This is a genomic window from Brevibacillus sp. HD3.3A, from assembly GCF_013284375.2.
Lineage (GTDB): Bacteria > Bacillota > Bacilli > Brevibacillales > Brevibacillaceae > Brevibacillus > Brevibacillus parabrevis.
The window spans coordinates 3,979,803-3,992,562 of record NZ_CP085874.1 but is presented as its reverse complement, the minus strand read 5'-3'; the positions used below and the strand labels follow the sequence as shown (position 1 = coordinate 3,992,562).

Below are 12,760 nucleotides of genomic sequence, written 5' to 3'. Positions count from 1 at the left end.
AACACCTTCCTGATTTTTCCCATTTCTATCTTATCTCAAAAGGTTCAGGCGATACATGCCCAAAAAAGCAAAAAGCCGTTGTCTCCGCAGAGGCAACGGCTTGGGATGCAAGTTCGGCGAGCTTATCCCGAAATGGCGGTTTGGCGTTTGATGACTTTGATCGTTTTCAGCGATTCGTCTTCCGGGCCTTGTACAGGAAGTCCGACACGAATGTTTTCCTGGATGTAGGCGATGTTTTCTTCGGTGATGACTTCTCCCGGCAAGAAAATCGGAATGCCTGGCGGGTAGACCATGATAAACTCGGTAGTTACGCGGCCTGCCGCTTCCACCAGCGGAATGGTTTCGGTTTCGGCATAGAACGCATCGCGTGGTGTCGTGGACAGCACCGGGATGTTCGGCAGGGAGATCGTTGGCTTTTCTTCTGCCTGCACGTGGGAAAACTCCACTGACAACTCACGCAGAGCGTTGACCAGCGCTTGAACGGAGTCTTCCGTATCCCCGGCGGTAACAAAACAGAGCACGTTGTACAAGTCGCTCATTTCCACTTCGATGTTATACTTGTCGCGCAGCCAGTTTTCCACTTCCCAGCCCGTAATGCCAAGATCGCGGACGTGAATCAACAGCTTGGTCGGGTCCATGGCGTAGGTGGCAGGCTTCCCGAGAATTTCTTTGCCGACACAGTAGATGCGCGGAATCTCATTGATCATGTCGCGCGCTTTGTTCGCCAGCTGCATGGCCTGGTCAGCCAGCATTTTGCCGTTGAGCGCCAAGTGCTGACGGGCCATATCGAGCGAGGCCAGAAAAATGTACGAGGTAGACGTCGTCGTGAGCATGCTCAGCACTGTCTTGACGCGGTCGACATCGACCAGTCCCTCGCGGACGTTGAGAATGGACGTTTGCGTAAGCGATCCGCCCAGCTTGTGAACGCTCGTTGCCGCCATGTCAGCCCCGGCTTGCATCGCTGAAATCGGCAAATCAGAGTGGAAGTGGATATGCACGCCGTGTGCTTCATCCACCAACACCGGAATTTCGTAGTTGTGGGCCGTGCGCACGATTTCGCGCAAGTCTCCGGCAATCCCGAAATAAGTAGGGTTGATGACCAGCAGGGCAGCCGCGTCAGGGTGGGCTTCCAGCGCTTTTTGCACGGCTTTCACTGTAATCCCGTGGGAAATCCCCAAACGCTCGTCCATCGCTGGATGAATGAAAATCGGTACCGCTCCGGCAAAAATAATCGCCGACATGACGGATTTATGCACGTTTCTCGGCACAATAATTTTGTCTCCAGGGCTGCACGTCGCCATAATCATCGCCATAATCGCGCCGCTCGTCCCTTGAACAGAGAAAAATGTATGGTCAGCGCCGAATGCTTCGGCAGCCAGTTCTTGCGCTTCTTTAATCATTGCTTTCGGATGGTGCAAGTCATCCAGCGGGGCAATGTTGATGAGGTCTATCGAGAGAGCGTTCTCCCCGATGAACTCGCGAAATGCCGGATGCATGCCCATACCTTTCTTATGGCCCGGAATGTGAAATTGAATCGGGTTCCGGTTGGCGTGCTCCAACAACCCGCTGAACAAAGGAGTTTTCATTTGTCTCACTACGATCGCCTCGCTTTACGAATCAAGAATAAAGGGGATAAAACAAACAAATTGAGTATAGCAAAATAGGGGGGGAAAGCAAGCGAATTTTTATTCATATTCGCGTGTGGCAGCAGGAGTTTCCTCTGGTAGCCGAGAAGCATAACAAAAATGGGGGGATGGGGATGAAAACAAGAGTAACGGAACTGCTGAAAATCGACCATCCGGTAGTTCAGGGCGGATTGGCCTATCTAGCATACGCAGAATTGGCAGCAGCTGTGTCAAATGCGGGAGGATTGGGACAGGTCACCGCGATGTCGCTGCCCTCGGCAGAAGCGCTGCGCGAAGAAATTCGCAAGGTGCGGCAGTTGACGGACAAACCTTTTGGCGTCAACTTCGCGATTGGCCAATACAACCGCCCTTATGAGGAGGCGCTGGAGGTTGCCATCGAGGAGGGCGTAGCAGCCATCTCCGTGACGGGAGGCAATCCCGAACCTCTTTTGCGCAGGCTGGACGGTCATCCGATCAAAAAGCTCGTGCTGGTCGCTTCCGTGCGGCAAGCGCAAAAAGCGGAAGCGATCGGGGCAGACGCGGTCATGGCGGTCGGACAGGAAGGCGGCGGCCACCTTGGACGCGATGATATCGGTACGTTCGTGCTGATTCCGCGCGTCGTGGACTCTGTAAACATTCCGGTGCTGGCAAGCGGCGGAATCGGTGACGGTCGCGGGCTTCTCGCCGCGCTCGCTCTCGGTGCCGAAGGGGTGGAGATGGGAACACGCTTCATCGCCACACAGGAATGCGTGCATGCCCATGAGGCGTACAAGCAGGCTCTATTGAACGGAACCGAGCAAGATACCGCCGTCATCAAAAGGACGCTGGGAGCCCCGGCGAGGGTCGTGCGCACGCCAGGATCGGACCGCATTTTGCAAATGGAAAAAGCAGGAGCCGGCTATGAAGAGCTGAAAAGCTTCATCAGCGGCGAAAATAACCGCACCTTTATTTACGAAGGCGACTGTGACAACGGCTTTGGCTGGGCTGGTCAAGTCATCGGCCTGATCGACGACATCCCGACCGTGCAGCAGCTGTTCGAGCGGATGCTGCAAGAGGTGGAAGGCGGACTTGGGCGATTGAACAGTCTTCAGGGCAGATAGGCAGGTAAGCGAGCCTATTTTAGGATGCCCGTTATTGTGCCGTCAGGGTGTGCCAAAAACAAAAGAACAGGCAAGCGCTTTTCAAAAGAAAGCGGACCTGTTCTTTTGCATATACCTTAACCAAATGCCAGGGAGGCGATAGATGAAAGCTTAACGACCGATTGTATACAGCTTGCCGAGGACGGTAAACGTGTTTTCGAGGCGTTCCAGCAAGGCTTCCGGATCGGCGAGCACGGGATCATGGCGATCAATCGTAATGCCGCAGAGCAGCTCCGCCTTTTTTACTTGAGCCAGCCTGTCCACCAGCTTTTTCACGCCGTCTCGGCCCAGCTCTGCCTGAGAATGGCTCGTTGGCTCCGTGTGGTCAGGCGACCAGTGGAACGTATCCGGCACGAGCGTCATGACCTCGTCGAGTTTGGACTGGAGCGACTGGCTGATCTCGGTTTTCGCCGGCGCTTCGTAAATCACGGCATACCAGACAAACAGGTGAGTCTGCCATAGCCCGATTTGAAAGTGGGGATGCTTTTTGTACCCGCGTTTGTCATTGGCCCAGGCAACCCACGTATCTTTTGGCGGGTTGACGGTACGGCGAGCGTGCTTGGCTACATGAAAAAACATCTCGTCCCCGGTTTTAAGCGACAAGACAGGCGCGAAATGATGGCCAAGCGCTTCAAGCTTGGGACGAACAATCGTTTTGATGGCGTCCATTCGCTGGTCGAGTCCATCAATGGCAAAAACGTCAAAGTCTTCCTGGTGAAAGCCGGAAAAAGCAGTCATGAAACAAACACCTCAATTTATCCATGATCGATCGCCATGCAAAAGAAAAGGGCGAACGTCCTTGTCAAGGGAGCTTGGAAACCTCCATATGATATCATACCACGCAGGAAAAAAATACTTGCCGGGATATGAATAGCAAAACCGAAGCGTGAATAATATGATATACCACTCACTCCCTTACAGCGAAAGTGAAATCTGAGTATTCTGTCAACGGGAGGGGCCTGGATGAATCTCGGCATGGAGTTGGAGTATTACAATCTCGCGGTTTGGTTTGATCGCAAAACATTGCACGCGATGGTGCAGGCCCTGGTGGAAGCGGGGGTGAGCGTCACGTGGAAGGAATCTCCCGAGCAGTTTCACCTCCTCGTGAATACCACAGACGGCCTTTCCGACTGGAAAATGCAGCGATTAAACGGGTCTTACAAGCTGCAAGTGGCAGGTGTTCCGGTGCATGACTCCCGCGTGGCGCTGGTGCTATACCGCTTCGTGGAGCAGGCCAAGGGGCACGCCATCATCAAGGTCACGTTTGAAGACTGCATCTTGGTGAAGCACGTCCAGTACGGCGAAGTCGTCAGAATAGTGGAAATTAAAGGAGCTGAGAAAACAATGATCTACGAAAAATTTTGCAACGTGACGATGGACCAGGTGATTGCTGCTTTGAAACGACGCGACTCAGAAGAACGGATTCCTGTCTTGCGCCTGGAGCTTGATTACGAATTGGCGACGTTGTTTGATGCGATACAGGCAGAAGATCAGACGCAAATTGGCAAATCCATGGAAATACTAAAACAGCTTCGTCGGGAAATGCTGCTGCTGGAAGCGTAGGTAGACTGGAGGATAACCATAGGACGATGAGTTTGACACATAGGCGCGCGAATTAAAAAAAGCGACATCTCACAATGGAGAGTGTCGCTTTTTTTGGTTGCGCAAATTTTAGTAATTCTTGTTTTGCCCAAGACTTTGTTTGAACGCCAGGCAATGCGGAGGTACAATAGAGGAGGTTTTGACTGCTTATACGCACGCACGTATCAGAAAGGAAGAAAATGTTTTGGAACCATTCCTATCCCAGACTTCCAATGTAGCGATTTTGCTCTTGGCGGTCATCGCGCTGACCCTGATTTTGCTGCTCGTCATCATCCTGCAATCCGTTCGCATCAACCGGATGCGCAAATCGATCAACAGGCTGATGACAGGTACCGGAGGAGCCAACCTGGAGGAAGGACTGCACAGATTGCTTGATCAGGTGGATGAAGTGAAAAAGCTGCAAAGTGATCAGCAGTTTACGATCAATCGCCTGTCGCAGCGCATTGCAGCCCAATGTGGCAAAGTAGCGATTATTCGCTACAACGCTTTTGGAGATGTCGGAAGCGATCTCAGCTTTTCCATGGCGATTTTGGACGATGCCCAAAACGGCGTGGTGATCACCAGTATTTTCGGCCGGGAAGAATCGCGCGTGTATGCCAAGCCGATTGAAGCGGGCGCATCCACTTACCATTTGTCCGAAGAAGAACAGGCCGCAATCAAAAAGGCGATGACTGCCAATCCTGGATTGTAACTCCTAGCGAATTCTTTTGAAACCGCAAGCATATGAATGATTCAGGGAGATCCTTTCGTCTCCCTGCGCTATATTGCAGATATTCGTTATTTTTGCGCAAATTCATCTGCTTTTTCATCAAGACTTTTGAGGGCGCCTGTTGTATAATAAAGGTGTCAAGGATGGCTTTTTTTCGGAAAAACAAAAAGTAGGTGATCCGCCTTCATTACCCAAATCGATTTTCGATTCGCGGGGCAAGGCCAGGTTCTACAGCGTTCCTTCGTTGACACTTAGCGTATCTCCTCTACATTTGGACACAGTTTGGTCGTAATCGGCCCACGGAAACCAAAAGAATTGAGGAGATATTTATGGCACAGCGTTTAGCAACCAACTACGCCAAGGCCTATTTTACGGTGAATGAAGAGGAGCTGAACCAATTCGTCTCGCTCTTCACCAATGAACACATTTCAGTCGATGTCAAAGTATGCGACAACGGCGACCGCGACGTGATTCTGACTGACCATAACGGCGAAATTCAACTGAGTTTTTGCCGTGCGGGCAACCGCTATTCCTGCGATAGCTCCTATCTCATTCGGGACAGACAGCTGGCAAACGCGATGCGAAAAGCGATGAAAACGTTTCGGGGCTACGGAATCGTCCACAGAATTTACGAAGGCTTCACCATGGTCTACCATTACGACCAAGGTTCTGTTGTAAGCATTCAGGAATTGTCTGGGGATGAGGAGACGTCCATCTTTGAAAATACCTCTCTGAACGCGGCGAGCGAGCTGGAGTCGTTGTTCCAGCAAGAAGGCAGCGAAAGAGAGATCGAGTCCTTGCGTCAGGAGACGGACCGCTGGCTGGATTTGCGAAATTGGGCAAAGGGAGCTGCGCCTGAGAAGCTTCCAGCAATCGATGCACGCTTAGTGTCATTGTCGCAGCGGCTGTTTGAATTAGAAGTGTAGGAACGTTCGACGAAAACGGGTGCCAGATGGTGCCCGTTTTTTTCTTGGACTTTTTCTTGAAAAGGGTATTGTCAAAGTAGGCAAATACATGGTATTGTTGTTTTCGTTGGAAACAGGATTAGGAACCAGGATTCACTTCAAAGGGTGGATAACAAGAGGGAAACCGCCCCCGTTAGTGAATGACGCAGGTCCTAGCGATGTTTAACATTACACTCGTTAGGAAGGGGGAACCGAAAGATGGAATACTCGACTTTCGGAAGACACGTTGCTGTTGACACATGGGGAGTTCAGTTTGACTTGTTGAACGACGCAGAATTTTTGAAAAAGGAAATGATTGAAGCTGCTGAGGCATGCGGAGCTACGGTGCTTAGCGTGCAAGCAAAGCAGTTTTCTCCTCAGGGTGCTACCGTACTGGTTCTTCTCTCGGAAAGCCACCTGTCCATTCATACTTATCCTGAGCGCGGTTTTGCTGCTCTGGATTGCTACACTTGTGGCGAGACAGTCGATCCGCAAGTTGCTATCGACTACTTGGTATCCGTGCTGAAGCCGGAGAAAACCTACGCGAAGAAACTCGTTCGCGGAATTGGTGAACTGCAAGTGATTGAGCCAGAAATCAAAGTGGCTGAAGTTGTGAGCAAGTAACAAACGGAAGAGTATTCAAGAGGTGCGGAACCACATTCCGCACCTCTTTTACGTGAGTGAGCGACATCATTACGGCTGTTTGACGGTCGCGCCCATATCGTGCAGGAGTCTGGTGAACTCCGTCGAGGTGTTCATCACTTTTTGTCCGGCCGTACCGCCTTCGTGCAAAAGATCGTTGGTGCGATTGGTGGCTTCCTGGTAAATTTGCGCATTGATCGCGCGTACCCGATCAAATACGGATGGCTCGGATGATACTTGCAGCTGCAAGGCAGGGGAAACTGCGCGGCAAGCCGAGTGCACCTGTTGCTCAATCACTTCTGCCTGGGGCTGGGCGAGGTTGTCGCGCACTTTGACGCCTATGACGGCGTCGTTGCCGCTGACGACCACTGTGGCCCGATCTACGCCGGGAACGTCGTCTGCCGCTTTCGTCAGCTGTTCAGCGAGGTTTTGATTGAAGCCGTTTGAGGTGTAGCCTTTCAGGTAGTTTTGCGCGTTGATTCCTTGTGTATAAGCGTTATGATCGTGCGCGATGCTGGATCGCGTCAGCGGTGTCTTTGAATACGAGCTGCTTTGCGTCTGCGCTCCTGTGTCGGGACCTGCTTTGGAAGTTGCGCACCCGACCAGCGCTGCTGCAATCAAACATAAGCCTGCTAGATAGCTCGGCCCTTTTTTCCTCATGGCAGACCACCTCCTGTCTATAGTATGGCGCTTGTGGCACATGCTAATCAGGAAGTGCTTTCCGTCAAAAAATGCCCATTGTGCCGGGTTTCACGACCTGTTAATATGGAAGGTATGCATAACAGAGGAGGTTCACATGAAGCGTCTTGACATACGCAACATCGCGATTATTGCCCACGTTGACCACGGGAAAACTACTTTGGTTGACAAGCTTTTGATTCAATCGGGCACATTCCGCAGCAATCAGCAGGTAGAGGAGAGAATGATGGACTCCAACGACCTGGAGCGGGAGCGCGGGATTACGATCCTGGCGAAAACGACATCCGTGAAATACAATGAGTTCACCATCAACATTTTGGATACCCCGGGCCACGCCGACTTCGGTGGCGAGGTAGAGCGGATCATGAGCATGGTGGACGGCGTTCTTTTGATTGTTGACGCATTTGAAGGCTGTATGCCACAAACGCGTTTCGTATTGAAAAAAGCGCTCGAAGCAAAAGTTACCCCAATCGTTGTCGTGAACAAGGTAGACCGCGACAATGCACGCCCTCAAGAAGTCATCAACGAAGTGTACGACCTGTTTATCGATCTCGACGCGACGGAAGATCAGCTGGAATTTCCGATCGTTTACGCTTCCGGTCTGCAAGGTATCGCAGGCATGGAGCCAGATAAGCTGGAAGGCGACCTTCGTCCACTCTTCGACACCATTGTTGAGCATATGCCTGCACCTGATGCCGACGAAGCGGCTCCACTCCAAATGCAAGTAACCATGCTGGATTACAACGACTTTTTGGGTCGTATCGGGATCGGCCGCATTTATCGCGGAACGATGAACGTAAATGAAATGGTATCTGTTACCACACGCGAAGGCGAAGTGAAAAAAGCGCGGATTCAAAAGCTGTTTGGCTTCTCCGGCTTGCAGCGCGTGGAACAAAAAACAGCAAGAGCGGGCGATATCGTAGCGATCGCAGGGATTGACGATATCAACGTCGGGGAAACGGTGTGCCATGCAGACCATCCAGACGCATTGCCATTGCTGAAAATTGACGAGCCAACGCTGCAAATGACTTTCCTGGTGAACAACAGCCCGTTTGCAGGTCGCGAAGGCAAGCACGTAACATCCCGCAAGCTGCGTGATCGCCTGATGGCGGAATTGGAGACAGATGTATCTCTTCGTGTCGAGGAAACAGATTCTCCAGATGCTTTCATCGTATCTGGGCGCGGCGAATTGCATCTGTCCATCCTGGTCGAAAACATGCGTCGCGAAGGCTTCGAGCTGGGCGTATCCAAGCCGGAAGTTATCGTGCGTATGGTCGATGGACAAAAAATGGAGCCGGCAGAGTTTCTCGTGATCGACGTACCGGAAGAGTACACCGGGCCAGTCATGGAGACGCTTGGCCAACGCAAGGCTGAGATGGTCAACATGATCAACAACGGCTTCGGTCAAGTTCGCCTGGAATTTATCATTCCATCCCGCGGTTTGATCGGCTACCGGACAGAGTTCTTGACGATTACTCGCGGCTACGGCATCCTCAACCACTCCTTCGACAGCTATCGTCCGCTGGTGCAAGGCGCGGTAGGTGGACGCCATGCCGGGGTGCTCATTTCCCATGAGACAGGCACAGCGACCACGTACGGACTGATGTCTGTAGAGGATCGCGGAATCATGTTCATCCAGCCTGGTACGGAAGTATACGAAGGCATGATCGTGGGCGAGCACAACCGCGACAATGACCTGACTGTGAACGTCTGCAAGGAAAAGCATGCGACAAACGTGCGTTCCGCAACGAAAGACGAGACGGTAAAAATGAAGACGCCACGTCTGCTGACGCTCGAAGAAGCTTTGGAATACTTGAATGACGACGAGCTGTGCGAGGTAACTCCGCATTCCGTTCGCCTGCGCAAAAAGTATCTGAACAAATCGGATCGTGAGCGCTATGAAAAACAAAGACGCTGGGAAGCACAACCGCAAGCCTAAGCGTGAATAACAAGAAAGCCGCTTTGCCCTGACCGGGACGAAGCGGCTTTTTTGACTTTGGTTGATCTACAAAAGACTTTCGATGTCGGCTGCAAGCTCTTCCGGTTGCACGCGGGCGCCGATGCGCTTGACCACCTGTCCGTCCTTGTCGACGAGAAATTTTGCGAAGTTCCATTCGATATCTTCGCTTTCGCCTTCCGGTGCGTGTGCTTTCAGGTGCTGGTACAAAGGATGGGTGCCAGGGCCATTGACCTCGAGCTTGGCAAACAACGGGAAGGTCACGCCGTAGTGACTTTCGCAAAAGGAAGCGATCTCTGCTTCGCTGCCTGGTTCTTGACCCGCAAACTGGTTGCAAGGAAAGCCGAGCACGGCAAAGCCTTTGTCCTTGTATTTTGTGTACAGTTCCTGAAGTCCTTTGTACTGCGGAGTCAAACCGCACTGGCTGGCCGTGTTGACGATCAGAAGCACTTGTCCTTTGTAAGCGGCAAGCGTCGTCTCTTCTCCGGAAATCGTTTGGACGGCAATATCGTACAAGCTCATTGGATTCCCACCTTTTTGGCATACTTGACTTGTCCATCATAGCATGTTCGCCCAAAAATAGGCAGTAACTGGCGCGCGCCAAAGTGTGTGCCGATCTATTTTGACAAATGAAACGGTTACCTGATAAAGTAAAAAGGATACATAAAAATGTGGAAACAGAATAAGAGGATGCAAAAGAAACAGTCGATTCCCGCATGTGAAACGAGAAATCCTTTTGCGTTACAGGAGAGATCAGGATGGACTGGATACAGCTTGCTTCAACTTACGTACCCGCCAACCCGGATCAGCTCACGGCGTTTGACAGCTTCCGCCTGTGGGCAGACCATAACCGGGCTTGGATCTTGTTTGTGCAATTGATTATCGTGTACTACCTTGGATTTGCAACCCGCATTCGCATGCCGATTTTGAAAACATTGCTTTTGTACATTTTGCTGTTCGCAGGTGCGCTTATTTTTGCCATTCTGGATGTCCAACTGCCGGTGAAGAGCGCGATGCTGGTTGCCATTGCGATTTTGGTCGTTGTGAAATTGCGCATCAAGCCGGAGCAAACAGAGCGAAAGTGAGGATTTCTCATGAAGCGTGAAGATGCCCTTTTTAACTGGCTGCAAATTCAGGTTGTGGCAGAAGCCCGCCCCGACGATCAGTCTGCGCTCGACACTGCCGCGTTTTTTGCCCAGCTGTTGCTGGAGGATCATGCCATCAGCGAGCTTTCGTACCGGGTGGAAAACGGCTGGTATCATTTGTCGGGCAAGCAGGAAGCGGGTGCGGTAGATAACCGCTATCCCGCGGAAGCGGTGGAGAGCCTGCTGGCTGCGATTGAAAACGAGCCGAAATTCAACTGTTGATGAGCGAAACAAAAAGACTCCCGAAGCCTTGGGGACGAATCCGAGGCTTGCGGGAGTCTTTTTTAATCCAGGTGCGGGTGATTAGCCTCAAAACAAACTGGTTCTGCAAGCGGAAAATGGGCCATTAGGAGTGGTTTTCTTCCGGATGCAACTTTTGAAAAAAATGCGCCGTCTGTATGGTTGCCCTGGGCACAGAGGGAATGACTGGCAGAATAGAGGGGGAACAACAATGAAAAAAATCATGACCAGGCCCGTTTTGGCTGTCGTAACAGCGGCGGGACTCATCGGTTGCCTGACACCGCTTCTGGCGGACGCAAGCTCGACAGGAGCAGCCGAAACATCTAAGGTAGTCATGAATGAGCAAGGACAGAAAGCGACCCGATATCAGCTCAAGGAGCTTGTCCAAAGCGATCCGGCTACGCTGAACACGCTCCTGAAAACACAGGCAGACCATCTGTACATTATCGTCGATAAAATTAATTTGAACGTAAAGTTGCAATCGTATATGGAAACGAACAAGGCGGAATGGGAGCGGATTTATCGCGACTACTACAACGACATCTGGCTGGAAGTGCGCAGCCCGAAAGCGGATGAGCAACTGGTCAGCGTGAGCGCCCAGACGAAAAGCGACAAGGTGTACATCAAAGGTCTTGTGACACCGGACGTGACCAAGGTGGTCGTGACCAAGCCGAACGGTGATATCATCGAGACGGTGCCGACCAGCGAGCACTCGTTTACCGTCAGCTTCCCTGCCGTCGGTACGTCCGCCGAGCAGTATGTGACTGTTCAGGCTTTTGCGGGAAGCGTGCTTGCCGACACGGAGAAAGTAAAGCTCGTAGCGCAAACGGAAGAGGACAAAAACAGGCTGCTCCATATGTTCACGGTTTATGACGCGAAAAAAGCAGAGTGGCAAGTCAAAGGGATTGTCAAGCACGGGGCGGAGCGGGTTGTCGTCACGTATAACGGCGTGCGAAAAGAGGCCAGCCTGAAAAAGCTGCTCGATAACGTTGACAGCTTCAGTGTGACTTTCGAGAATCCGACGACGGATGCCAAGAGCAGCAAGGCTGTGATCGAAGTGTATGAGGCCGGGAAAAAGGTGGACGAGGACTCGATTGCGATTGAGCCGAATAAGACACCGGACAACAATCCGGCAGTAGACTACAGCATTGCGGGCACAGCTGTGCACGACATAAAGAAAAAGCAGATCGAACTGAAAGGTACCGTCAAGGGCTGGGACAAAAAGCAAAAGGCGAAGCTTTTCGCGATTAAACCAGACGGCAAGAAAAAAGAGATCAAGCCCAATGACAAGGGCGAGTACACGCTGGAATTGACGTACAAAGATCGCTCGTACACGGCCAAAGCGATTCAGCTTGAACTGTATGTAAAAGACAAGCTGGTCAAGCAAGCAGACATCGTCCTGAGCACGAAGGTCATCGTCGCGCCGCCTAAGCATGATGAGGATGAGAAGAAGCACAAGCATCCGAATGGCAAAGCGTACGGCTTCTGGAAGAAACACGATGGCAAATGGGACGATGACGATCGGGACGACGATGACCGCGATCGTGACGAAGATGACGACGATCGTGACAAAAAGAAAGACAAGTAGCTGCTGTTACGGCTGTTTGTAAGTCTGGACGTAATCGACCAGTTCGCGGATGTAGTCGCCGAGGATCGGGATCGAGAGAAATTGTGTCAGTAGCGAACCGAGCAGTGCGAGAACGATAGCAGTCCCAATCGTCAAACCAAGACCCCGGGCAAGACCTGCGAGGAAATTGATCCAGAGCAGCTTGCGCGGGGCTGTGTAATTTTGGATGACATCAGCAAGCCGGATATCCTCCAAAAACATGGCGATCTTATCCATGCGCTCGTTCATTTTCCGCACTTCCTGAAGCTCGTGGAGGACTTGATCTATTTTGTGCATGAGCCGATCTGTAGGCGTAGGAGCCACTTGTTTCAACCTCCTTGTTCCTGGAAGCATTGTTTTCTACCAGTTTAGGGAAAAAGCCGACCAGAATCAAGGCGGGGAGGAAAGGTTTGCCTCCGGCTTGCGGGAGGGGTACAATAGACGTACAAAAG

At 51.7% G+C, this 12,760-nt stretch carries 14 protein-coding genes; 9 read left to right on the top strand and 5 right to left on the bottom strand.

The features are described 5' to 3' along the window. Nucleotides 1-122 precede the first annotated feature (122 nt). Nucleotides 123-1,595: an aminotransferase class I/II-fold pyridoxal phosphate-dependent enzyme gene (locus HP435_RS18445; RefSeq protein ID WP_173597018.1), complete on the bottom strand. Its 1,473-nt coding sequence runs from the start codon at nucleotides 1,593-1,595 to the stop codon at nucleotides 123-125. Between the two features lie 164 nt (nucleotides 1,596-1,759). Here HP435_RS18445 and HP435_RS18440 point away from each other — a divergent pair, with 164 nt between their 5' ends. After that, entirely contained in the window at nucleotides 1,760-2,725 is a 966-nt protein-coding gene (locus tag HP435_RS18440) for an NAD(P)H-dependent flavin oxidoreductase (RefSeq protein WP_173597019.1), read from the top strand. A 150-nt stretch (nucleotides 2,726-2,875) separates the two neighbouring features. On the opposite strand, the gene HP435_RS18435 is transcribed toward HP435_RS18440, so the two are convergent. Continuing rightward, entirely contained in the window at nucleotides 2,876-3,502 is a 627-nt protein-coding gene (locus HP435_RS18435; RefSeq protein WP_063229713.1) for a YktB family protein, read from the bottom strand. 225 nt (nucleotides 3,503-3,727) lie between these two features. Here HP435_RS18435 and HP435_RS18430 point away from each other — a divergent pair, with 225 nt between their 5' ends. From HP435_RS18430 to speD, 4 genes are all read left to right on the top strand, one after another. Beyond that, entirely contained in the window at nucleotides 3,728-4,327 is a 600-nt protein-coding gene (locus HP435_RS18430) for a hypothetical protein (RefSeq protein WP_122964953.1), read from the top strand. 223 nt (nucleotides 4,328-4,550) lie between these two features. Further along, nucleotides 4,551-5,057 (top strand): DUF4446 family protein, encoded by a 507-nt coding sequence (locus tag HP435_RS18425; RefSeq protein ID WP_122965469.1) that lies wholly within the window; start codon nucleotides 4,551-4,553, stop codon nucleotides 5,055-5,057. A gap of 347 nt (nucleotides 5,058-5,404) precedes the next feature. Continuing rightward, nucleotides 5,405-6,001, top strand: coding sequence for a hypothetical protein (locus tag HP435_RS18420; protein WP_063229710.1), 597 nt, complete (start codon nucleotides 5,405-5,407; stop codon nucleotides 5,999-6,001). A gap of 237 nt (nucleotides 6,002-6,238) precedes the next feature. Further along, complete coding sequence (gene speD, locus HP435_RS18415; protein WP_063229709.1) at nucleotides 6,239-6,643, top strand: adenosylmethionine decarboxylase; 405 nt, start codon at nucleotides 6,239-6,241, stop codon at nucleotides 6,641-6,643. A gap of 69 nt (nucleotides 6,644-6,712) precedes the next feature. Here speD and HP435_RS18410 read toward each other — a convergent pair whose 3' ends face one another. Continuing rightward, nucleotides 6,713-7,321, bottom strand: coding sequence for a YhcN/YlaJ family sporulation lipoprotein (locus HP435_RS18410; RefSeq protein WP_122964954.1), 609 nt, complete (start codon nucleotides 7,319-7,321; stop codon nucleotides 6,713-6,715). 136 nt (nucleotides 7,322-7,457) lie between these two features. Between HP435_RS18410 and typA the strand changes: the two genes are divergently transcribed. Continuing rightward, on the top strand, nucleotides 7,458-9,299 hold the full coding sequence (gene typA, locus HP435_RS18405) for a translational GTPase TypA (protein WP_173597020.1): 1,842 nt from the start codon (nucleotides 7,458-7,460) through the stop codon (nucleotides 9,297-9,299). A 66-nt stretch (nucleotides 9,300-9,365) separates the two neighbouring features. Here the strand turns inward: typA and HP435_RS18400 are convergent, their stop codons facing one another. Beyond that, the gene (locus HP435_RS18400; RefSeq protein ID WP_173597021.1) at nucleotides 9,366-9,839 is read right to left on the bottom strand and encodes a glutathione peroxidase; all 474 of its coding nucleotides are present in this window, start codon (nucleotides 9,837-9,839) and stop codon (nucleotides 9,366-9,368) included. A gap of 236 nt (nucleotides 9,840-10,075) precedes the next feature. On the opposite strand from HP435_RS18400, the gene HP435_RS18395 reads away from it, so the two are divergent. The 3 genes from HP435_RS18395 to HP435_RS18385 all read left to right on the top strand — a co-directional run bounded on the left by HP435_RS18395 (nucleotide 10,076) and on the right by HP435_RS18385 (nucleotide 12,290). Then, nucleotides 10,076-10,402, top strand: coding sequence for a YlaH-like family protein (locus HP435_RS18395; protein WP_122964958.1), 327 nt, complete (start codon nucleotides 10,076-10,078; stop codon nucleotides 10,400-10,402). A 9-nt stretch (nucleotides 10,403-10,411) separates the two neighbouring features. Further along, on the top strand, nucleotides 10,412-10,684 hold the full coding sequence (locus tag HP435_RS18390; RefSeq protein ID WP_173597022.1) for a hypothetical protein: 273 nt from the start codon (nucleotides 10,412-10,414) through the stop codon (nucleotides 10,682-10,684). 229 nt (nucleotides 10,685-10,913) lie between these two features. Beyond that, nucleotides 10,914-12,290 (top strand): hypothetical protein, encoded by a 1,377-nt coding sequence (locus HP435_RS18385; RefSeq protein ID WP_173597023.1) that lies wholly within the window; start codon nucleotides 10,914-10,916, stop codon nucleotides 12,288-12,290. Nucleotides 12,291-12,296: 6 nt separating this feature from the next. Here HP435_RS18385 and HP435_RS18380 read toward each other — a convergent pair whose 3' ends face one another. Beyond that, complete coding sequence (locus HP435_RS18380; protein WP_173597067.1) at nucleotides 12,297-12,605, bottom strand: DUF5665 domain-containing protein; 309 nt, start codon at nucleotides 12,603-12,605, stop codon at nucleotides 12,297-12,299. Nucleotides 12,606-12,760: the final 155 nt, after the last annotated feature.